This window comes from Nocardia sp. CA-145437, assembly GCF_050956485.1.
Taxonomy (GTDB): Bacteria; Actinomycetota; Actinomycetes; order Mycobacteriales; family Mycobacteriaceae; genus Nocardia.
In genome coordinates this window covers 866,998-886,356 of the sequence record NZ_CP191204.1, presented here as the reverse complement: position 1 = coordinate 886,356, position 19,359 = coordinate 866,998, and the positions used below count along the sequence as shown (strand labels likewise).

Annotated in this window: 24 protein-coding genes; 4 read left to right on the top strand and 20 right to left on the bottom strand. The window is 68.3% G+C overall.

The window, feature by feature from the left end:
- Nucleotides 1-85 precede the first annotated feature (85 nt).
- The 13 genes from ACQPYY_RS03985 to ACQPYY_RS03925 all read right to left on the bottom strand — a co-directional run bounded on the left by ACQPYY_RS03985 (nt 86) and on the right by ACQPYY_RS03925 (nt 6,983).
- Complete coding sequence (locus tag ACQPYY_RS03985) at nt 86-679, bottom strand: hypothetical protein (RefSeq protein WP_379105037.1); 594 nt, start codon at nt 677-679, stop codon at nt 86-88.
- Nucleotides 680-919: 240 nt separating this feature from the next.
- Complete coding sequence (gene rpsQ, locus ACQPYY_RS03980; RefSeq protein ID WP_213558067.1) at nt 920-1,216, bottom strand: 30S ribosomal protein S17; 297 nt, start codon at nt 1,214-1,216, stop codon at nt 920-922.
- Entirely contained in the window at nt 1,213-1,452 is a 240-nt protein-coding gene (gene rpmC / locus ACQPYY_RS03975; protein WP_040804215.1) for a 50S ribosomal protein L29, read from the bottom strand. Before rpmC ends, rpsQ begins: the two co-directional genes overlap by 4 nt.
- The gene (rplP, locus tag ACQPYY_RS03970; protein WP_213558068.1) at nt 1,452-1,868 is read right to left on the bottom strand and encodes a 50S ribosomal protein L16; all 417 of its coding nucleotides are present in this window, start codon (nt 1,866-1,868) and stop codon (nt 1,452-1,454) included. Before rplP ends, rpmC begins: the two co-directional genes overlap by 1 nt.
- 3 nt (nt 1,869-1,871) lie before the next feature.
- Nucleotides 1,872-2,678 (bottom strand): 30S ribosomal protein S3, encoded by an 807-nt coding sequence (gene rpsC, locus ACQPYY_RS03965; protein WP_033091021.1) that lies wholly within the window; start codon nt 2,676-2,678, stop codon nt 1,872-1,874.
- Nucleotides 2,679-3,080, bottom strand: coding sequence for a 50S ribosomal protein L22 (rplV, locus tag ACQPYY_RS03960; RefSeq protein ID WP_213558069.1), 402 nt, complete (start codon nt 3,078-3,080; stop codon nt 2,679-2,681). It lies immediately after the preceding gene.
- Nucleotides 3,077-3,358 (bottom strand): 30S ribosomal protein S19, encoded by a 282-nt coding sequence (gene rpsS / locus ACQPYY_RS03955; RefSeq protein WP_019931198.1) that lies wholly within the window; start codon nt 3,356-3,358, stop codon nt 3,077-3,079. Before rpsS ends, rplV begins: the two co-directional genes overlap by 4 nt.
- Nucleotides 3,359-3,372: 14 nt before the next feature.
- On the bottom strand, nt 3,373-4,203 hold the full coding sequence (rplB, locus tag ACQPYY_RS03950; RefSeq protein ID WP_379105029.1) for a 50S ribosomal protein L2: 831 nt from the start codon (nt 4,201-4,203) through the stop codon (nt 3,373-3,375).
- Nucleotides 4,204-4,235: 32 nt separating this feature from the next.
- Complete coding sequence (gene rplW, locus ACQPYY_RS03945; protein ID WP_067712168.1) at nt 4,236-4,541, bottom strand: 50S ribosomal protein L23; 306 nt, start codon at nt 4,539-4,541, stop codon at nt 4,236-4,238.
- On the bottom strand, nt 4,538-5,209 hold the full coding sequence (rplD, locus tag ACQPYY_RS03940; protein ID WP_357089175.1) for a 50S ribosomal protein L4: 672 nt from the start codon (nt 5,207-5,209) through the stop codon (nt 4,538-4,540). Before rplD ends, rplW begins: the two co-directional genes overlap by 4 nt.
- On the bottom strand, nt 5,206-5,871 hold the full coding sequence (gene rplC / locus ACQPYY_RS03935; protein WP_357285067.1) for a 50S ribosomal protein L3: 666 nt from the start codon (nt 5,869-5,871) through the stop codon (nt 5,206-5,208). The genes rplD and rplC overlap by 4 nt, the downstream gene beginning before the upstream one ends.
- 14 nt (nt 5,872-5,885) lie before the next feature.
- The gene (gene rpsJ / locus ACQPYY_RS03930) at nt 5,886-6,191 is read right to left on the bottom strand and encodes a 30S ribosomal protein S10 (RefSeq protein ID WP_040804197.1); all 306 of its coding nucleotides are present in this window, start codon (nt 6,189-6,191) and stop codon (nt 5,886-5,888) included.
- A 495-nt stretch (nt 6,192-6,686) separates the two neighbouring features.
- Nucleotides 6,687-6,983, bottom strand: coding sequence for a hypothetical protein (locus ACQPYY_RS03925; RefSeq protein WP_433592779.1), 297 nt, complete (start codon nt 6,981-6,983; stop codon nt 6,687-6,689).
- A 320-nt stretch (nt 6,984-7,303) separates the two neighbouring features.
- On the opposite strand from ACQPYY_RS03925, the gene ACQPYY_RS03920 reads away from it, so the two are divergent.
- Nucleotides 7,304-7,780 (top strand): hotdog fold domain-containing protein, encoded by a 477-nt coding sequence (locus tag ACQPYY_RS03920; RefSeq protein WP_357285062.1) that lies wholly within the window; start codon nt 7,304-7,306, stop codon nt 7,778-7,780.
- A 61-nt stretch (nt 7,781-7,841) separates the two neighbouring features.
- Nucleotides 7,842-9,074: a lycopene cyclase family protein gene (locus ACQPYY_RS03915; protein ID WP_433592778.1), complete on the top strand. Its 1,233-nt coding sequence runs from the start codon at nt 7,842-7,844 to the stop codon at nt 9,072-9,074.
- A gap of 22 nt (nt 9,075-9,096) precedes the next feature.
- Here the strand turns inward: ACQPYY_RS03915 and ACQPYY_RS03910 are convergent, their stop codons facing one another.
- The 4 genes from ACQPYY_RS03910 to ACQPYY_RS03895 all read right to left on the bottom strand — a co-directional run bounded on the left by ACQPYY_RS03910 (nt 9,097) and on the right by ACQPYY_RS03895 (nt 12,921).
- A complete protein-coding gene (locus tag ACQPYY_RS03910) occupies nt 9,097-10,125 on the bottom strand; it encodes an SDR family oxidoreductase (protein WP_379105021.1) in 1,029 nt (342 codons plus the stop codon).
- Nucleotides 10,126-10,220: 95 nt separating this feature from the next.
- Nucleotides 10,221-11,111, bottom strand: a complete 891-nt coding sequence (locus ACQPYY_RS03905) for an ABC transporter permease (RefSeq protein ID WP_379105019.1) — start codon at nt 11,109-11,111, stop codon at nt 10,221-10,223.
- Nucleotides 11,108-11,917, bottom strand: coding sequence for an ABC transporter permease (locus ACQPYY_RS03900; RefSeq protein WP_357089192.1), 810 nt, complete (start codon nt 11,915-11,917; stop codon nt 11,108-11,110). The genes ACQPYY_RS03905 and ACQPYY_RS03900 overlap by 4 nt, the downstream gene beginning before the upstream one ends.
- Complete coding sequence (locus ACQPYY_RS03895; RefSeq protein ID WP_433592777.1) at nt 11,914-12,921, bottom strand: ATP-binding cassette domain-containing protein; 1,008 nt, start codon at nt 12,919-12,921, stop codon at nt 11,914-11,916. The genes ACQPYY_RS03900 and ACQPYY_RS03895 overlap by 4 nt, the downstream gene beginning before the upstream one ends.
- 332 nt (nt 12,922-13,253) lie before the next feature.
- Between ACQPYY_RS03895 and ACQPYY_RS03890 the strand changes: the two genes are divergently transcribed.
- Complete coding sequence (locus tag ACQPYY_RS03890) at nt 13,254-14,735, top strand: aldehyde dehydrogenase family protein (RefSeq protein WP_433592776.1); 1,482 nt, start codon at nt 13,254-13,256, stop codon at nt 14,733-14,735.
- 48 nt (nt 14,736-14,783) lie between these two features.
- Here the strand turns inward: ACQPYY_RS03890 and ACQPYY_RS03885 are convergent, their stop codons facing one another.
- Complete coding sequence (locus ACQPYY_RS03885; protein WP_433592775.1) at nt 14,784-16,025, bottom strand: TetR/AcrR family transcriptional regulator; 1,242 nt, start codon at nt 16,023-16,025, stop codon at nt 14,784-14,786.
- Nucleotides 16,026-16,152: 127 nt separating this feature from the next.
- Between ACQPYY_RS03885 and ACQPYY_RS03880 the strand changes: the two genes are divergently transcribed.
- The gene (locus ACQPYY_RS03880) at nt 16,153-16,941 is read left to right on the top strand and encodes an enoyl-CoA hydratase-related protein (protein ID WP_433592774.1); all 789 of its coding nucleotides are present in this window, start codon (nt 16,153-16,155) and stop codon (nt 16,939-16,941) included.
- Between the two features lie 9 nt (nt 16,942-16,950).
- Here ACQPYY_RS03880 and ACQPYY_RS03875 read toward each other — a convergent pair whose 3' ends face one another.
- The gene (locus ACQPYY_RS03875; protein WP_433592773.1) at nt 16,951-18,204 is read right to left on the bottom strand and encodes an Nramp family divalent metal transporter; all 1,254 of its coding nucleotides are present in this window, start codon (nt 18,202-18,204) and stop codon (nt 16,951-16,953) included.
- 126 nt (nt 18,205-18,330) lie between these two features.
- Nucleotides 18,331-19,323, bottom strand: a complete 993-nt coding sequence (locus ACQPYY_RS03870) for an alpha/beta hydrolase (protein WP_379105684.1) — start codon at nt 19,321-19,323, stop codon at nt 18,331-18,333.
- Nucleotides 19,324-19,359: the final 36 nt, after the last annotated feature.

Below are 19,359 nucleotides of genomic sequence, written 5' to 3'. Positions count from 1 at the left end.
AGGCCGGCAGCGGGTGGAACAGGCCCTCGAGAATGATCGGTCCGGAACGTCTGCTCAGCAGGAATTGTCAGCAGTGCCGGAATTCTCAGCAGTAGTAGCAGACACCATTGGCCGGGAGCTCGGTGAAACAGTTGACACACACGGCCTTCCGCGCCTCCGGCTCCGGCTTGGCCACCGGCGCCGCGGCCGCCGCGGTGACCCGGCGCGGCGCGCCGCCATTGCGCGGAATCAGCGGCGGAATGCCACCGTCGGTCGGGATGTCCGCGCCGTAGGCGGCGTAGCACTGCCACCGGGCGTACGCGGCATGCACCTCGAGATCGGCGGGAACCGGCAGATGCGCCAGCTCCAGCACGTACTTGTAGCTGTCACTGACCTTGTGATTCTGCTTGACACACAGGGCGGTCAGCGGCGGCTCGCCGGCATTGTGGCAGCGCCGCGCGACCTTGCGCAGGATGGCGTCCATCCAGGTGCGGGTCGGCGCGTCGGTGCGAATGCCCGACATCTCCTGAACACGCTCGGCCAGTTCGTTCACTGTGACGAAATGTCCGTAGCCGGAAGCACATTCGGCCAGTACCTCGTGGGCGGCCAGGGACCAGGCCACGGCCGCGTCGCGGAAAGTCACCGCGGTCCGGTCGTCGATCCGCCAAGCCCCGGAAGTTGTTGTCGCAGCATCCCTCATAGCTCGTACACGCTAACGCTTCTGCCGGGCGACACGCCAATTCCATTTGGACATATGGGGTTTCAGTTTGGTCACACTCGCCCAGGTTTGGCATTACCGGCCAGTACCCGGACAAAAAGAAAGGAACCGCTTCCCGAATGGCAAGCGGTTCCCGCACTCTCCCCCCGAAAACACACCGGTCCGCTTCCCCACAGGGAAGCGGACCGGTGATCAATGACTTGGTTCAAGTCATGGAGCAGGCTACTTGGCCTTCTCCAGGACCTCGACCAGACGCCACCGCTTGGTGGCGGACAGCGGACGGGTCTCCATCAGCTGCACGCGGTCGCCGATGCCGGCGATCTCGTTCTCGTCGTGAGCCTTCACCTTCGAGGTGGTGCGGATGATCTTGCCGTAAAGCTTGTGCTTCACGCGATCTTCCAGCTCGACCACGATGGTCTTGGTCATCTTGTCGGAGACGACGTAGCCGATGCGCGTCTTGCGCTGGCCCCGCTCCTCCTGGTTGGCCGGCGTCTTGGCCGGGCCCTTTACGTCGCTCATGCGGCGTCTCCCTTGCCTTCAGGACCGGAGGCCAGGCCGAGCTCGCGCTCGCGCATGACCGTGTAGATGCGCGCGATCTCGTGGCGGACCACGCGCAGGCGGCGGTTGTTCTGCAACTGACCGGTCGCCATCTGGAAGCGCAGGTTGAACAGCTCTTCCTTGGACTCGCGCAGCTTGGCGACGAGCGCCTCATTGTCGAGCTCGCGGAGCTCTGCAGTCGGGTTGGCGGTAGCCATCAGAACTGCTCCTCCCTGGTCACGATCCGGCACTTCATCGGGAGCTTGTGCATCGCGCGGCGCAGGGCCTCACGAGCGATCTCCTCGGTCGGGTACGACAGCTCGAACATGACGCGTCCGGGCTTGACGTTCGCGATCCACCACTCCGGCGAACCCTTACCGGAACCCATGCGGGTTTCGGCCGGCTTCTTGGTGAGCGGGCGGTCCGGGTAGATGTTGATCCAGACCTTGCCGCCACGCTTGATGTGGCGGGTCATCGCGATACGAGCCGACTCGATCTGACGGTTGGTGACGTAGGCCGGCTCGAGAGCCTGGATGCCGTACTCACCGAACGTCACCGCGGTGCCGCCCTTCGCCATGCCGGAACGGCCGGGGTGGTGCTGCTTACGGTGCTTGACCTTGCGGGGCATCAACATAGGTCAGCCCTCCTGATTCTCTGCCGGAGCCTCCGCCACAGCGGTGGCGGCGCGGCCGGCCTCAGTGCTGGTCGCGGTGGTGCCCTGGGCACCGCTGCGACGGGGGCGGCTCGGACGCTCGCGACGCGGGCGGTCGTCACGGTCGCGGCCGGACGGGGCCACAGCGGTGACCTCGCGCTTGCCGCCGACGATGTCGCCCTTGTAGATCCAGACCTTCACGCCGATGCGGCCGAAGGTGGTCTTCGCTTCGTACAGGCCGTAGTCGATGTCGGCGCGCAGCGTGTGCAGCGGCACGCGACCCTCACGGTAGAACTCCGAGCGCGACATTTCCGCGCCGCCGAGACGGCCGGAGCACTGCACACGGATGCCCTTGACGTTCGGCGAACGCATGGCCGACTGGATGGCCTTGCGCATCGCGCGACGGAACGCCACACGGTTGGACAGCTGCTCGGCAACACCCTGAGCAACCAGCTGAGCGTCCGACTCGGGGTTCTTGACCTCGAGGATGTTCAGCTGAACCTGCTTCTTGGTGAGCTTCTCCAGCTCGGCGCGAATGCGGTCGGCCTCGGCGCCACGACGGCCGATCACGATGCCCGGGCGCGCGGTGTGGATGTCCACACGCACGCGGTCACGGGTGCGCTCGATCTCGACCTTCGAGATGCCGGCCCGCTCCATGCCGGTGGCGAGGAGCTTGCGGATCGCGACGTCTTCCTTCACGTAGTCCGCGTACTGCTTGTCCGCGTACCAACGCGACTTCCAGTCGGTGGTGATACCGAGGCGGAAGCCATGGGGATTGATCTTCTGTCCCATTTACTTTGCCCCTCCCTTCCGGCGGCTACGAGTGGCAGCGCCGGCGGTGGGCACGCTCTCGACCTCGATGGTGATGTGGCTGGTGCGCTTGCGGATCCGGAACGCGCGGCCCTGGGCACGCGGCTGGAAACGCTTCATGGTCGCGCCCTCGTCGACGAACGCGGTCGAGATGACGAGGGTGGCCGGGTTGAGGCCGAGGTTGTTCTCGGCGTTGGCCGCCGCCGAGGCGACAACCTTCGCAACCGGCTCGCTCGCGGCCTGCGGCGCGAACTTCAGGATGTTCAGCGCGTCCTGCACGCTACGGCCACGGACCAGGTCCACGACGCGACGCGCCTTCATCGGCGTCACGCGAACGTGCTTGGCGGTCGCGCGCGCGGTCGGGTTCTGAGTTTCAGTGCTCATCGCCGCTTGCTCTTCCGATCTTCCTTGACGTGGCTCTTGAACGTGCGGGTCGGCGCGAATTCACCGAGCTTGTGTCCAACCATGTTCTCCGACACGAACACCGGCACGTGCTTGCGGCCGTCGTGGACCGAGAACGTGTGGCCGATGAAATCGGGGATGATGGTGGAACGACGCGACCAGGTCTTGATGACCTGCTTCGTGCCCTTCTCGTTCTGGACGTCCACCTTCTTGAGGAGGTGTTCGTCGACGAACGGGCCCTTCTTCAGGCTGCGTGGCATGTCTAACCTCCTCCTTAACGCTTCTTGCCGCGGCGGCGGACGATGAGCTTGTCGCTGGGACGGTTGGGCTTACGGGTGCGGCCCTCGGGCTTGCCCCACGGGGAGACCGGGTGGCGACCACCGGAGGTCTTACCCTCACCACCACCGTGCGGGTGGTCGACCGGGTTCATGACCACACCACGGACGGTCGGGCGAACGCCCTTCCACCGCATACGGCCGGCCTTACCCCAGTTGATGTTCGACTGCTCGGCGTTGCCGACCTCGCCGATGGTGGCGCGGCAGCGCACATCGACACGACGGATCTCACCGGAGGGCATACGCAGGACGGCGTAGGCGCCTTCCTTACCCAGCAGCTGGATGGACATGCCCGCGGCACGAGCCAGCTTGGCGCCACCACCCGGACGCAGCTCCACGGCGTGAACCGTGGTACCGGTCGGGATCGAGCGCAGCGGCAGGTTGTTGCCGGGCTTGATGTCGGCGCCGGGGCCCGACTCGATCTTCGTGCCCTGGGCGATGCCCTTGGGCGCGATGATGTAGCGCTTCTCGCCGTCGGCGAAGTGCAGCAGCGCGATGTTGGCGGTGCGGTTCGGGTCGTACTCGATGTGAGCGACCTTGGCCGGGATGCCGTCCTTGTCCAGGCGACGGAAGTCGATCAGACGGTAGGCGCGCTTGTGACCGCCACCCTTGTGACGGGTGGTGATGCGACCCTGCGCGTTACGGCCACCGGTCTTGGTGAGCGGACGCAGCAGCGACTTCTCGGGGGTCGCGCGGGTGATCTCGGCGAAATCCGAGACCGAGGCACCGCGGCGGCCCGGGGTTGTCGGCTTGTACTTACGAATTGCCATGAGTTCTTCTGCCTTTCTGAAGTCCCCGCCGCTTACGCGACCGGGCCTCCGAAGATCTCGATGGGCTTGCTGTCGGCCGAGATGGTGACGAGCGCGCGCTTGGTGCTCTTACGCGTGCCGTAACCGAAGCGGGTCCGCTTGCGCTTGCCCTGACGGTTGGCGGTGTTGACGCTGGTCACCTTGACGCCGAAAACCTTCTCGACAGCAATCTTGATCTGCGTCTTGTTCGAATCCGGGTGCACGATGAAGGTGTAGGTGCCCTCTTCGATCAGTCCGTAGGACTTCTCGGAGATCACCGGCGCCAGCAGAATGTCGCGCGGGTCGGCGATGGTGGTCACTTGCTCTCCTCCTGTGCAGCTTCGGCGGGGCCGTGCACGAAGGCGTTGAGCGCCTCGACCGAGAACACGATTTCGTCGCTCTTGAGAACGTCGTAGGTGTTCAGCTGGTCGGGGGCGATCGGGTGCACGCCCTGCAGGTTCGCCACGCTCTTCCACGTGGTGACATCCTCACGGCCGACGACGACCAGGATGTTCTTCCGCTCCGACAGCTCGGCGAGGAAGGACTTGGCCGCCTTGGTCGACGGGGTCTGACCCGCCACCAGCTCGGTGATCACGTGGATGCGCTCGTTGCGAGCCCGGTCCGACAGAGCGCCACGCAGCGCGGCGACCTTCATCTTCTTGGGCAGACGCTGGGTGTAGTCACGCGGCTGCGGGCCGTGGACGGTGCCACCGCCGGCGAACTGCGGCGCACGGGTCGAACCCTGGCGCGCACGGCCGGTGCCCTTCTGGCGGTACGGCTTCTTGCCACCACCGCGGACCATGCCGCGGGTCTTGGTGGCGTGCGTGCCCTGGCGAGCCGCGGCCTGCTGGGCCACGACGACCTGGTGCATCAACGCGATGTTCGCGGTCACGTCGAAGATCTCCGCGGGGAGCTCGACGGTGCCCTCGGTCTTGCCGCCAGCGGCCTTGACCGTGAGCGTCAGGTTGGTCTTGGTCTCGGTGCTCATGCCCGGGCACCACCCTTCACTGCACTCTTGACGATCACGATGCCGCCGGTGCGGCCCGGGATCGCGCCCTTGATCAGCAGCAGGCCGTTCTCGGCGTCCACCTTGTGGACCGAGAGGTTCTGCGTGGTGACGCGGTCGTTACCCATACGGCCCGACATGCGCATGCCCTTGAAGACACGGCCCGGGGTGGAGCAACCACCGATGGAACCCGGACGACGGTGCACGGCCTGCGCACCGTGCGAGGCACCCTGACCACGGAAGCCGTGGCGCTTCATGGTGCCCGCGAAGCCCTTGCCCTTGGAGGTGCCGGTCACGTCGACGTAGCTGCCCTCTTCGAAGGCGTCCGCGTTGATCTCCTGGCCGACCTCGAAGGCGGCGACGTCGGCGACGCGCAGCTCGGCGATGTGGCGGCGAGGGGTGACACCGGCCTTGGAGAACTGACCGGAGACCGGCTTGTTCACCTTGCGGGGGTCGATGGCGCCGTACGCGACCTGGATGGCGGCGTAGCCGTCGCGCTCCTGGGTACGGATCTGGGTAACGACGTTCGGGCCCGCCTTGACGACGGTCACGGGAACGACGCGGTTCTTCTCGTCGAAGACCTGGGTCATGCCGAGCTTGGTGCCCAGGATGCCCGCGGCCGGACGGCTCTTGTTGTCAGTCATATTCGAAGTCCCCGTCACTGAATGTTGACGTCGACGCTGGCCGGCAGGTCGATACGCATCAGGGCGTCAACCGTCTTCGGCGTCGGGTCGAGGATGTCGATAAGCCGCTTGTGCGTACGCATCTCGAAGTGCTCGCGCGAGTCCTTGTACTTGTGCGGCGACCGGATGACGCAGTAGATGTTCTTCTCGGTGGGCAACGGCACCGGGCCGACCACACGGGCACCGGTACGGGTCACCGTCTCGACGATCTTGCGCGCGGACGCGTCGATCGCCTCATGGTCGTAGGCCTTGAGCCTGATGCGGATCTTCTGTCCCGCCACGCTGAGTGTCCTTTTCTCCGCTTGCGTTGTGATCCAGGAGCTTTCACTCCCGAACCACCCTCATTTGCACTGCCGAACACACGAAGACGCATCAGCCACCACACGACCTAGGCCCTCGGGCCCGATCCATCGCCGCTGTTCATCTGTCATGGTTCATCCGGTCCACGCGGTCGGGCGTGTCGCTGCGCCGCTCATTCCTCGGCCCCGGACCAAAATCCTTACAAGCCTCGGAACAGTGTTCCGGACGCACCCACGCCGCAAATCAGCGGGGTGCAAAATTGGGTCTTTCTCACCCACCACCAGCGCCGATCCAACGGAAAAGACGCAACCCGGTGTGGGCAACCCGAACAGTATGCCTCGAGGCCCCGCCCCACTTCAAATCGCCCCCTCCCCCGCCCCCGGGCCAATGGCCCTGGTCACACCCGGTCGAGCCCCCCGGCTCGGGCCGCGTGCGGGCCGGTGCGGAATTCGGTTCGCGCACCGGCCATTTCACCCTCAGTTGTCGTGCATGTGGCGCAGGTAATAGTCCCAGCCGCCGAGATCCTGGATCAGCAGGAAGTTGCCGCCGCGGAACCGGGCGGGATCCACCAGGTACAGCCCGACCTGTCCGCCCGGAACGTCGGCGGCCTCGCCGACGACCTGGGTCATGCTCCCGTGCGGGCGGCCGTCGACCACCAGATCGGAGTAGGTCGGATCGGGGGCGATCATATTGTGACCGCCGTTGATCTGGGTGATGGCCGCCGGGATCCAGCTGTTGGACAGGGCCACGGTCTCGTCGTGGGTCAGGTCCACGCCGAGGAAGATGCCCTCACCCGGGTTGGAGTACGGCGTGAAGGCGGCGGCCGAGCCGGCGGATGCGGTGCGGCGGCCGCCCCCGCGAGTGCGATGCCGACGGTGGCCACCGCGGTGCGAATACGCATGATGTCGAGAACTCCTCTATTTCCCCGATAGCCGGTCCGAGTGGCACCGACTCCCCGCCGCGCTCGCGGCGCAGGGCTCCCAGATAACTAGCAACCATTTGGTTTCGCGCGGCGAGGCAACCCGCCGACCGATCCGACGACCTATACGACACGGCACTTCCATGGAACTTACTTTTGAGTAAGATACGGGCCATGGGCAAAGAGACCGCTACGTATCGTGGGTGGAAGAAGCTTCCGGACAACCGGATCGGGCACACGCTGTTCTCGCTCGGGATGGTGGCCCGGGTGCCGTACTTCGGCACCGTGCTGCCGAGCGTGGTGCGGCTGGAACCTGGCCTGTGCGAGGTGACCGCGCCCAAGTGGTTCGGCATCCACAATCACCTGGGGACCTTCCACGCCATCGCCGCGTGCAACCTGGCCGAGGTGGCGATGGGGATGCTGTCGGAGGCCACCGTGCCCGACACCCACCGCTGGATCCCCAAGGCCATGAACGTGCAGTACCTGGCCAAGGCCAACTCGGGCCTGCGGGCGGTCGCGCAGCTGGACGAGGTTCCCGACTTCGCGCAGATCACCGAGGGTCGTGAACTCGTGGTGCCGGTGTCGATCTACGACCGGTCCGGGCTCGAGGTCGTGCACGCCGACATCACCACCTGGGTGACGCCCAAGTAATAGGGGGTGCGAAGTCGGGACCGACCTGGCGTGCACCGGTCCCGGCTGTTTGAATGCGGGTATGAGTGGCCGGGAGGTCGGCAGGGCCGCCGACGTGTGTGTGGTGGGGCTCGGTCCCACGGGTCGGGCATTGGCGCACCGCGCCATGGTGGCGGGCCTGCGGGTGGTCGCGGTGGATCCGCGGCCGACGCGGCTGTGGGCCCCGACCTTCTCCTGCTGGGTGGACGAACTGCCGCACTGGCTGGGGCACGGCGCCATCGCCAGCCGGATCGAGGCCCCCGCGGTGTGGACCACCACCGAGCACCGGATTCCGCGGCCCTACTGCGTGCTGTCCAAGCAGGGCCTGTTCGACGCGCTCCCGCTCGACGACGCCATCGTGATCACCGGTCGCGCCCGCACCGTCGAGGCGCACCGGGTGGAGCTGGCCGACGGCACCGAGGTGCGCGCGGCCACCGTCTTCGACACCCGCGGGCAGGCCACGCCGGGCGCGCGCCGCACGGCCAGCGCGCACGGCATCTTCGTGGACGAGGACATCGCCGCGCCCATGGTCACCGCCGGTGAAGGGCTGCTGCTGGATTGGCGCGACGAGAACGGCGCGGGCCCGGACGAGCCGCCGTCGTTCCTGTACTCGGTGCCACTCGGCGACGGCACGGTCATCTTCGAGGAGACCAGCCTGGGCCTGCGCGGCGGCATGCCGCAGCACGAATTGCGGCGGCGCACCCTGAATCGGCTGGCGGCGCACGGGATTCGGCTGCGCGGCGACGAGCCGACCGAGGCCGCCCACTATCCGCTCGACGAACTGCCGCCGAAAGCCGGTCGCGGCGCGGTGATTCCGTTCGGTTCGCGCGGCGGCATGATGCATCCGATCACCGGGTACTGCGTGGCGGATTCGCTGGCGCTGGTCGACACCGCGCTGGACGCGGTGCAGCGCGGCACCGATCCGATCGAGGCGCTGTGGCCCTGGCAGGCGCGGCTGGTCTATTGGATGCGCATGCGCGGCGTGTACGGGCTGGGGCGGCTCACCACCGCGCAGTCCATCGCCATGTTCGAGGCGTTCTTCACCCGGCCGCCGCGGCAGCAGCGCGCCCTGCTGTCGGCGCACGACGACTACTCGGCGCTGGGGACCGCGTTGTTCATGACGGTCGCGACCACCTGGCCGTTCACGTGGCGGTACGACCTGGTCGGCTGGACCAATCGAAACCGCTGGGTCGGTTGGGATTACGGGCGGGCCCGCACACTGGACGATCTGCTGCTGCCCCCGGACAGCCTGCTACCCGGGGACGACACGCCCTGAGGCCCAGACGCGGACTCCCGCCTCAGACCCAGTTCTCGATCCAGTACTTCCACACCACCCCCGCGTAGGCGGCCAGCGGCGGAACCTTGATATCGGTCCCGGCGAGGGCGGCCGCGGCATTGTGGGAGTCGAAGCGGCAGGCGAACTCGCAGTCCTCGATGACCTCCATCGGGATGCCGATCTGACGCAGCGCCCACCCCATGCCGGGCACCCGCAGCGTGACGTCGAGGGTCTGCTTGGGCATCACCTCGATCAGGTGCGGGGCGCCGGCCTCGTCGGCGAAGAGGTTGAAGGCCTCGGCGACGCTCTGCTCGCGCGGGTCCGCCAGGTGGTAGGTGTCCGGCCCGTCGCCGTTCCGGTGCGCGATGTGGTCGAGCGCGCGGGCCACGAAATCGACCGGCACCATATTGGTTTCGCCGAGCTGGGGCGCCACCACGGGCAGGATGCGCGGCAGTTGCGCGGCCATGCGCAGGAGCCGGAAGAAGTAGTAGGGGCCGTCGATGCGGTCGATCTCGCCGGTGCGGGAGTGGCCGATCACGATGGCCGGGCGGTAGATCCGCCAGGGCACCGCGGTCTGGTCGCGCACCTCCTGTTCGGCGCGCAGCATGGCGCGCTGGTGGGGGGTGGGCAGCAGCTGGCCGACATCGGTCATGTCCTCGGTGAACACGCCCTCCCAGGCCCCGGCCACGCGCATGGTCGAAACATGGTGCAGTCGTCCCGCTTCCAGCGCGCCCGCGAGTTCGGCCACCCGCAGGGTGCCGCCGCCCGCGCCGGTGGCGTCGAACCCGGCGGCCAGGTGGAAGACGTGGTCGATCGAACCGCGGTGCGCGGCAATCCAGCTCGCGTCGACGCCGAGGCCGGGCGCGGCGAGGTCGCCGCGGACCGGGTGGACCCGGTCGCGGTCGCCCCAGTCGCGTAGGCAGCGGTTGTAGCGCAGCACCGAGTCCTCGCCCGGTCGCACCAGGACGTGAACGTCCGCGCCACGCTTCAGGAGTTCGGGTACGAGAAACCGACCGATGAACCCAGTCGCCCCGGTCACCAGGTATGACATGGGGGCCACCTTAACGTGACGCACGCCACTGGAACCCCGAGGGTCGCACCCGGGGAAACCGGTCGGGCGTGTCCGCCCGCCGGTTTCCGTCGTGTCTAGGCTCCGGTCTCGGCCGCGCGCCGGTACCCGCGGATGGCGGGGTAGGCGAACACCACGATCATGCCGATCGCCCAGGCGGCGGTCTTCCACAGCGGGGTCGCGATGGGCCCGTCGTAGGACAGGCCGCGCATGGCGTCGATGGCCGTACTCATCGGCTGGTTCTCGACCGTCTTCTGCAACCACACCGGGTAGGCGAAGACCGGCACGAACCCGGAGTTGAAGAACATCAGCAGGGTGTTGATGATGCCCACCAGCGACACCAGCATGACGCCTTCGGTCAGGGTGGCCAGCGCCGTCACCAGCACCGCGAATCCGAGTGCGAACAGCACCGGAATCGCCAGCATGGCAATCGAAGCCGCGGGCCCGTACCAGAACCGGAAGCCCAGCGCGACGCCCACCGCGAGCACGAACAGCGAGGTGATCACCACGCGAATGGCCTCGGCCATCAGTCGTCCGGTGAGCCCGGCGGCGCGGTGGATGGGCATGGTGTAGAACCGCCCGAGCAGACCGGTCGCCTTCTCCACCTTGAAGCCGAGCGCGCTCACCACCGATCCGGACATGGCCGCGACCAGCATGACCATCGGCACGGTGCCGTAGATGCTGGGCATGCCGGTGGCCATGGTGATCGAGTCACCGAGCACGATCCGGAACATGATCAGCGTGGCGGCCGGGTAGACCAGGGTCTGAATGGTGGTGGCGGGGTCGCGCATCCAGCCGATGAGCATGCGCTTGCACTGGATCACGCTCTGCTGCGCCCACACCGAGAGCGCGCGTTCCGAGCGGGGTTTCACCACGGGCAGCGGCTCATGCCCCGCCCACGAATCGGGTTGGGTCACCGGGTCCCCGGATTTCTCGACGGCCGTCTCGGCCGTGGTCGCCGTGCTCATGACCGCCTCACGCTCGCCCAGACCGCCAGCGGCAGGAAGACGACCAGCAGGCCGCCCAGCCACACCAGCGGCACCCACAACACATTCCAGGTCACCCCGTGCTGAGCCATGTCGCGCAGTGCGAAGGAGAACTGCGAGATGGGCTGGTTGCGCACGAACGGCCGCACCCACACCGGGAATCCGTTCTCCGGCACGAAGCCGCAGGACAGCATGCCGAAGATGAGGGTCGGCAGGGTCAGGGCCTGGCTCAGCGATTCGGGGCTCTTGGTCAGCGACCCGAGCCCGTCGGCGCCGATGGCCAGGATGGTGCCGACGGCGAGGGAGAACCCGCAGAACAGCGCGGCCTGACCCCAGCCGGCGACGAAGTGGAATCCGATCAGATGTCCCCAGACCAGCGCCGCGATCAGCGAGACCACCGAGCGCACGAAGCCCGCGGACAATCGCGACACCAGCGGCACCATCTTGCCGATGGGCATGGTCTGCATGCGGGTGTTGAGTCCGGTCATGGCTTCGAACGCGGCCAGCTGCGCGTTGGACATCATGGTGAAGGACATGGTCTGCAGCACGATGATCGGCATGACGAACTGGGCGTAGTCGATGCCCTGGAACTTCATCACGTAGCGCAGCGGCAGGTAGAAGCCGAGGGTGAAGACCAGCGGCACGATGACCGCGATGAGCATCTCGCCCTTGGTGAACATCACCCAGACCACGCGCCCGGTCAGGGCCCGCCACTGCGCGAAGCTGTTGGGCCGGGCCGGGGGCACCCCGGCGAAGAGATCGGCGGCGTTCGCCGCGGGCGCGGTCACGCGGCGCCTTCCGCGCCGACGGTCTCCTTGGTGCCGGAGTGTCCGGTGAGGGTGAGGAAGACGTCGTCGAGCGAGGGGCGGCGCAGGCCGATGTCGGCGAGCTGGACGGCCGCGCTGTCGAGCCGGCGCAGCGCCTCGGACAGGGTGGCCGCGCCCTCGGGGGCGGGGATGGACAGCCGGTCGCCGGAGAGTTCGGCGCGGACCGCGGCGGGCACCAGGTCGCCGAGGGCGTCGGCGACCTTGGTCAGCTGGGTCGGGTCGAGCGGCACGACCTCGCAGTAGCTGCCGCCGGTCTTCTCCTTGAGGGCGTCGGCGGTGCCTTCGGCGATGACCGTGCCCTTGTCGATGACGATGATGTTGTCGCTGAGCACGTCGGCCTCTTCGAGGTACTGCGTGGTCAGCAGGACGGTGATGCCCTGGGTCTTGAGCGCTGTGACGAGGTCCCAGACGCCCTGACGCGAGCGGGGATCCAGACCGGTGGTGGGTTCGTCGAGGAACACCACCTCGGGCCGGACCACGAGGCCGCAGGCGATGTCGACGCGGCGGCGCATACCGCCGGAGTAGTGCCGGACCGCGCGGCGGCCGGCGCCGGTGAGGTCGAATTCCTCGAGCAGGTTGTCGGCGCGCTGCCGGGCGGCCTTACGGGGCAGGCCCATGAGGCGGCCGAAGAGTTCGAGGTTCTCGCGGCCCGAGAGGTTCTCGTCGAGGGCGGCGTACTGGCCGGTCATCATGATGGACCGGCGCACGGCGGCCGGATCGGTGCGGACGTCGTGCCCGGCGATGCGGGCGACGCCGGAGTCCGGGCGCAGCAGGGTGGACAGGATCTTGACCGTGGTGGTCTTGCCCGCCCCGTTGGGGCCGAGGATGCCGAGGACCTGGCCGCGGGCGGCGGTGAAGCTGACCCCTTGCAGCGCGTGCACATCGCCGAAGGACTTGCGAATGTCTTCGACGAAAACGGCCGGATCGTCGGCTGCTACGGGTTCCGGTCTGTCCAAGCTGGGCATCAACTCTCCACTATCGGCTGGTCGGGCTGAACGATGTCGCCCCGGGGCGGCGGGTCCCCACATCGCGCGGGGGCGGTAGTTACCGCCCGCCGGGATGATCCACACCGCCGGCCGTGATGTTACCGGCGTGCCGCGCGGCAGGCCGTTTCTTTGCCGAAGCAGCGAATTTCAAACTGTGCCCTTGGTCACAAACCGAGGGGCCGCCGAATAGCCGCTGATCCAGGCGCAGACCGGGCGGTATGCGGCGATTTCGCTACCTTGTCGCATCTGCGCCTCGAACCATAGTCTGGCCTTGGCGGGGAGAGACATTCACAGGCCACGAGAGGTTGACCATGGCCGAGTCGGCGCAGCCGGCAGCAGGACGCGCCGGCGCGCGCAGATCCAAGGTACTCACGTCCTACGACCCCAGAACCGGGGAAGTCGTGGGCGAATACGCAGGTATGGGGGCGGGCGAACTGACCCGCACCGTGCGCTCCGCCCGCAGCGCCGAACAATGGTGGGCGGCACTGGGATTCGACGCCCGCAAACGCTGGCTGCTGGACTGGAAGCGCAGCCTCGCCCGCGGCACCCGCGACCTGGTGGAACTGATCAGCCGCGAGACCGGCAAGCCGCGCATCGACGCGGCCATCGAGGTCACCCTGGCCGTCGAGCACCTGGATTGGGTTGCGCGACATGCCGAACGGACGCTGGGCCGCACCACCCGGCTGGGCGCCACGCTGCGCCGCGAACCGACCGGCACCATCGGCTACCTGCCGCTGGGTGTGGTCGGCGTGCTGGGGCCTTGGCACAATCCCGTTCTCACCCCGATGAATTCGATCGCCAGCGCGATGGCGTCGGGCAACGCGGTGGTGTTCAAACCCAGTGAACTCACGCCCGGCGTGGGCGCGTGGCTGGCCGACACCTGGAATCACCTGGCCCCGAATCAGCCGGTGCTGCAAGTGGTCACCGGCGACAGCGGCACCGCCGCCGCCCTGTGCCGCGCGCCGGTGGACAAGCTCGCCTACGCCGGGTCGGGCGCGGGGGCGCGCGAGGTGGCCGCGCTGGCCGCCGAGGCGTCCACTCCCCTGGTCATCGAGCCGGGCGGGCGTGGGTCGATGGTGGTCCAGGTCGACGCCAAGCTCGACAGCGCCGCGGCCGCGGCGGTGTACGGCGCCATGGCCAATTCGGGCCAGCAGCCCGCCGGGGTGCAGTGCGTGTACGTGGCCGACTCGGTGTACGAGCCGTTCCTGGAGCTGGTCGCCGATCAGGCCCGGCGGTTGCGGCCCGGCGCGGACCGGCGCGCCTCCTACGGGCCGATGATCGTGGACGCCCAGATCGACGTGGTGCGCCGCCAGGTGCGCGACGCGGTGACCCGGGGCGCGCGGCTGGTGGTCGGGAGCCTGGAATCGATCCGCGAGCCCTACATCGAGCCGATCGTGCTGACCGAGGTGCCGGAGAACAGCGCCGCGGTGACCGGCGAGCCCGTGGGCCCGGTGCTGGTGGTGAATCGGGTGGCCACCATGGACGAGGCCGCCGATCGCGTGAACGCGGATCGGAAGCCGCGCACGGTCTCGGTGTTCACCCGCGACGTCCGCTCGGTCCCGGAGTTCGCCACCCGGCTGCGCAGTGAGCTGATCACGGTGAACGCGGCCCCGGTGTACGGCGTGAACGGTCCCGGCCGGATCCGGGATCCGCGCACGCTGCGGGAGTTCACGCGGCCGCAGACGATCACCGAGAAGCACCCGCCGGACCAGATCACCTCGGGCACGTTCGAGAAGCATCCGCGCCGGTTGCGGGTGGCGCGGGCGCTGTTCCGGATGCGGCACCGGGTCTGAGGATTCGGGAGGGCCTGCCGCCGAAGCCGATTCGGCGGTGGGCCCGACCTATTCGGCGGCGGGCGCGCCCAGCAGCACCGCGCGCATGAGCGCGCTCACCCGGGCCAGGTTCTCCGGCCGTCCGTCGAAACGGATGCGCCGACCCACGTCGATGACCTGGGCGATGGCGGCGTGCACCCGGAAGCGGGCCTCGACCTGGTCGCCGTCGAGCAGATTCGCCCATTCCAGGACGTTCTGCCGCTGCACGGACCGCAGCCGATGCTGTTCGGAGGCGGGCAGATTGGAGAATTCGGAGAAGTAGACCGGCAGGATCTCCGGCATGGCGAAGGTCATGCGGGCGAATCGGTCCGCGATCCGCACGGCGGCGTCCGAGCGGCTGGTGGCCTCGGCGAGGGCCTCGTTGTTGGCGATGGCGACGCGTTCGCCGGTGCGGTGGAAGGCGGCGGCGAGCAGGTCGGCCTTGCTGGCGAAATAGCGGTAGACGCTGGAGGCGTTGATGCCCGCGGCCGCGCCGATCTCCTCGATGCTGGCCTCGTGGTAGCCCTGCCGGCCGAAGATGCGGATGGCCTCGGTGAGCAGCTGCTCGCGCTTGGAGATGACGGGCAGGCCGCGCACCAGCGGCTCGCCGGTGGCCGGGGCGGGCGCGGGCGGCAGGTCGGCGCGCAGGATGTCCCAGCAGATCTCGGTGAGCAGGTTGACCAGCCGGGTGGTGGACAGCGCGGTGCGGTGCGCGGTGATGGATCCGATGGCACTGAGCAGGGCGGCGGCCCGCAGCTGGGTGTCGGCCGGATCGGCGTCGGGGTAGAGCGCGGCGATGGCGGCGGCGACGGTGTCGTGCAGTTCGGTGTAGATGACCCGGATGCGGGCGCGGTCCTCGCGTTCCAGGTAGCGGCGTTCCCACCGGTACAGGCCGCCCTCGCGGCGCACGTCGATGGTGTACTCGGCGACGCCGCGGATCAGCGCGGTGAGTCGTGGTTCCGGTTCCAGGCCGGGATTGTCGGCGGCCTTGGCGGCGTCGAGCAATTGCTGCGCGCCCATTTCGGCGGCGGCGACCAGCAGGGCGTACTTGTTGCGGAAGTGGCGGTAGAGGGCGGGGCCGGAAATGCCGACCTCGGCCGCGATCTCGTCGACGCCGACCGGGTGGTAGCCGCGTTCGGCGAAGGCTCGCGCCGCTACTCGTACGATTTGCGCCTTGCGGTTCTTGGGGCGGCGGCGGGGGCCGGATTCCCCGTCGGGAGTACCGGCCGGTCGCCCGGTAGCGAGGGCGGCCTCGCTGCGATCGGCGACCATACAGTTTCTCCTTCTCGATGACACCGGCTGTTGACAGTGCCGGACGAACGCTCCTAAGTTAACCACAATTCGCAAAGCCGAACACACAGCATGCGGCCAGGCCGCAGATATATCTGGGGAGCGCCCGATGACCACGAGCACGCCGGGGTACACCGCGATCAGGGACGGGCGGATCCTGCGCATCACCATCACCAATCCCAAACGCAAGAACGCGCTCAGCTACGACACCATGGCGGGCCTGGGCGATGCCGTGCTCGCGGCCTCGGCGGATCCTGCGGTCCGGGTCATCGTGCTGACCGGTGAGGGCGGCGACTTCTGCACCGGCGCCGACCTGTCCTCCGCCCCGGAGGAGAAGACCCGCGGCGTCACGCCCGAGATGACCATGGACGTGGCCAACCGGATGATCCGCGCCATCGTGGACGCGCCGATCCCGGTCGTCGCCCGGGTCAAGGGCGCGGCCGCCGGGGTGGGCGTGGCGTTCGCGCTGGCCGCCGATCTCACCTACGCCGCCGAGGACTCCTACCTGCTGCTGGCCTTCATCAATATCGGCCTGATGCCCGACGGCGGGGCGGCGGCGCTGGTCGCGGCCGCGGCCGGACGTCCGCTGGCCGCCGAGATGGCGCTGCTGGGCGAGCGGCTCCCGGCCCGAAAGGCCCTGGAGCACAGTCTGATCGCGGGCGTGTACGCCGACGAGGAACTGGACGCCAAGGTGGAGGCGGTGATCGCCAAGCTGGCGCACGGCCCGCGCCGGGCGCTGGAGCTCACCAAGCGCGCCCTCAACGCGGCCGCACTGACCTCGCTCGAGGCCGCGCTGGCCGCCGAGAAGACGGGCCAGTGCGAACTGCTGGGCTCCGACGATTTCGCCGAGGGCGCGGCGGCCATGCTGCAGAAGCGCAAGGCCGTCTTCGCCGAATAGCGCCCGGCGTCAGCCCTTTCCGGTGGCCGTCAGGTAGATCAGCGCCACGTTGAGCGTGGTGATGATGGCGGCCACCAGCCAGGCCAACCCGGTGGTGACACGGTGATTGACGTTCTCCCCCATGAGTTCCGGGTCGCTGGTGAACCGGACCAGCGGGATGAGCGCGAACGGGATCCCGAACGACAGCACCACCTGCGAGATGATCAGCGCCCGCGTGGGATCGATGCCGACCGCGAGCACCACCAGGGCGGGGATCAGCGTGATCACGCGGCGCACCACCAGCGGGATGTGCCGGTGCAGCAGGCCCTGCATGATCATCGCGCCCGCGTAGGCCCCGACGGAGGTGGACGCCAGCCCGGAGGCGAGCAGTCCGACCGCGAGCAGCAGTCCCGCGACGGGACCGAGCACGTCCTGTACCGCGGCGTGCGCGCCCTCGATGGTGTCGACGCCCTCGCGGCCGCGCAGGGTCTTGGCGGCCATGAGCAGCATGGCCAGGTTCACGGTGCCCGCGAGCAGCATGGCCAGGGCGACGTCGTAGCGGGTGATGCGCAGCAGGCGATTTCGGGCCGCGCCGACCTCGGGGTGCCCGTGCCGGTCTCGGGCCATGCCGGAGTGCAGGTAGACCACGTGCGGCATGACGGTCGCGCCGATCATGGCGGCGGCCAGCAGCACGCTGCCGGAGTCGGCGAAGCGGGGCACCAGGCCGCCGACGGTACCGGACGCGGAGGGCGGTGAGATGACCACGGAGGCAAGGAATCCGATGGCGATGATGCCGAGCAGTCCGGTGATGACGCGTTCGAAGGGCCGCTGCCCGCGATGGTTCTGGATGAGCAGCAGGATCATCGACACGAAGCCGGTGATGATGCCGCCGACCATGAGCGGCAGTCCGAACAGCAGGTTGAGCGCGATGGCGCCGCCGACGACCTCGGCGAGATCGGTTGCCACCGCGACGGTCTCGGCCTGGGCCCAATAGCTGAGCCGCACCCAGCGACCGGCCTTGGCGCGCACCACTTCCGGGAGGGAGCGGCCGGTCACCAGGCCGAGTTTGGCGGACAGGAACTGCACCAGCCCGGCCATGATGTTGGCCATCACCACGACCCACACGAGCAGATAGCCGTATTCGGCGCCGGCACTGATGTTGGAGGCGACATTGCCGGGATCGACATAGGCGATCGCGGCGACGAAGGCGGGGCCCAGCAGCACACTGGCCGACCGCGCTCGCTGGAACGGGGTGCTGCTCTTATCGGCCACGCTGGTACTCACAAGATGAGTTTACGGGTTCCCGAACTTTTTGTTTAGCCCTTCCGTGCGAGCTGTGACCACAGCCATAACGGCGAACGGCCCGGCACCTTCCGGTGCCGGGCCGTATCACGGTGTGCGCGTGGGTCTCTAGACGCCGAGACCCTGGGCGAGCAGCGGCCACGACGCGATGAACTCGTCGTTCCAGTAGCCCCACGAGTGGGTACCGGTCGGCCGGAAGTTGTAGGTGGCCGGGATGCCCAGCGAGTTCAGCTTGTTCGCGAGGTTGTGGCTGCAGAAGTTGGTGCCCGCCTCGATGACGCCACCGATGATCATCTGGTTGGCCAGGCCGTAGGCGCCGGGCAGCGCGTAGGGGCCGTTGAGGGTGTCGTACTGGCCGGGCAGACCGCTACCGGAGGAGATGTAGAGGTTGATGCCGCGCAGCTTGTCCGCGTTGATGACCGGGTCGTGCGCCGCCCAGTCGGGCGAGTTCGACGGGCCGTACATGTTCTCCAGCTTGCCGCCGCCCCAGGTCTCGACGGTCAGTCGCATGAACTCCTGGCCCTGCGGGTCCGCCATCTGGGCGCAGCCGGAGTAGGCGGCGACGGACTTGTACAGGTCCGGCTTGGCCTCGGCCAGGGTGAGCACGGTGGTGCCCGAGGTGGAGATGCCGGCGATCGCGTTGACGCCGTTGGTGCCGAGCGCGGCGTCGATCAGCGGGGGCAGTTCCTCGCTGAAGAAGGTGGTCCACTTGTTGCGGCCCAGGGTCGGGTCGTCGTTGTTCCAGTCCTGGTAGTAGGACCACTTGCCGCCGATGGGCTGGACCACGTTGACGTTCTTGTCGCCGAGGAAGCCGTTGACGATATTGGTCTTCTTCACCCAGGAGGCGTCGTCCTGACCGCCGCCGGCGCCGTTGAGCAGGTACAGGGTCGGGCGCGGGACCGAGGTGTCGGCGGGACGCTGCACGTCGACCGGGTAGGTGGCGCTCATGGCCGCGGAGTAGACGTAGAGCCGGATGTTCCGGTCGTCCTTCATCTCGGCCTTGGTGATCTTCGAACCGTCCGCCGAGACCGGGTCGGCCAGCAGCTTCTTGCCGTCGATGATCGGGTCAGCGGAGGCGGAACCGCCGCCGACACCGGTCATGAGACCGGTGAGAACCGCTGTGGCGGCGAGGAAGGC

Bases quoted from the DNA above. Each gene is read 5' to 3' on its own strand.
- rplP (WP_213558068.1), bottom strand. From the start codon at position 1,868: ATGTTGATGCCCCGCAAGGTCAAGCACCGTAAGCAGCACCACCCCGGC.
- rpsQ (WP_213558067.1), bottom strand. From the start codon at position 1,216: ATGAGCGACGTAAAGGGCCCGGCCAAGACGCCGGCCAACCAGGAGGAG.
- rpsC (WP_033091021.1), bottom strand. From the start codon at position 2,678: ATGGGACAGAAGATCAATCCCCATGGCTTCCGCCTCGGTATCACCACC.
- ACQPYY_RS03915 (WP_433592778.1), top strand. From the start codon at position 7,842: ATGAGTGGCCGGGAGGTCGGCAGGGCCGCCGACGTGTGTGTGGTGGGG.
- rpsS (WP_019931198.1), bottom strand. From the start codon at position 3,358: ATGCCACGCAGCCTGAAGAAGGGCCCGTTCGTCGACGAACACCTCCTC.
- ACQPYY_RS03870 (WP_379105684.1), bottom strand. From the start codon at position 19,323: ATGACCGGTGTCGGCGGCGGTTCCGCCTCCGCTGACCCGATCATCGAC.
- rplC (WP_357285067.1), bottom strand. From the start codon at position 5,871: ATGACTGACAACAAGAGCCGTCCGGCCGCGGGCATCCTGGGCACCAAG.
- ACQPYY_RS03890 (WP_433592776.1), top strand. From the start codon at position 13,254: ATGGCCGAGTCGGCGCAGCCGGCAGCAGGACGCGCCGGCGCGCGCAGA.
- rpmC (WP_040804215.1), bottom strand. From the start codon at position 1,452: ATGGCTACCGCCAACCCGACTGCAGAGCTCCGCGAGCTCGACAATGAG.
- rplV (WP_213558069.1), bottom strand. From the start codon at position 3,080: ATGAGCACTGAAACTCAGAACCCGACCGCGCGCGCGACCGCCAAGCAC.
- rplD (WP_357089175.1), bottom strand. From the start codon at position 5,209: ATGAGCACCGAGACCAAGACCAACCTGACGCTCACGGTCAAGGCCGCT.
- ACQPYY_RS03905 (WP_379105019.1), bottom strand. From the start codon at position 11,111: ATGAGCACGGCGACCACGGCCGAGACGGCCGTCGAGAAATCCGGGGAC.
- ACQPYY_RS03895 (WP_433592777.1), bottom strand. From the start codon at position 12,921: ATGCCCAGCTTGGACAGACCGGAACCCGTAGCAGCCGACGATCCGGCC.
- ACQPYY_RS03910 (WP_379105021.1), bottom strand. From the start codon at position 10,125: ATGTCATACCTGGTGACCGGGGCGACTGGGTTCATCGGTCGGTTTCTC.
- ACQPYY_RS03880 (WP_433592774.1), top strand. From the start codon at position 16,153: ATGACCACGAGCACGCCGGGGTACACCGCGATCAGGGACGGGCGGATC.
- rplB (WP_379105029.1), bottom strand. From the start codon at position 4,203: ATGGCAATTCGTAAGTACAAGCCGACAACCCCGGGCCGCCGCGGTGCC.
- ACQPYY_RS03985 (WP_379105037.1), bottom strand. From the start codon at position 679: ATGAGGGATGCTGCGACAACAACTTCCGGGGCTTGGCGGATCGACGAC.
- ACQPYY_RS03885 (WP_433592775.1), bottom strand. From the start codon at position 16,025: ATGGTCGCCGATCGCAGCGAGGCCGCCCTCGCTACCGGGCGACCGGCC.
- ACQPYY_RS03920 (WP_357285062.1), top strand. From the start codon at position 7,304: ATGGGCAAAGAGACCGCTACGTATCGTGGGTGGAAGAAGCTTCCGGAC.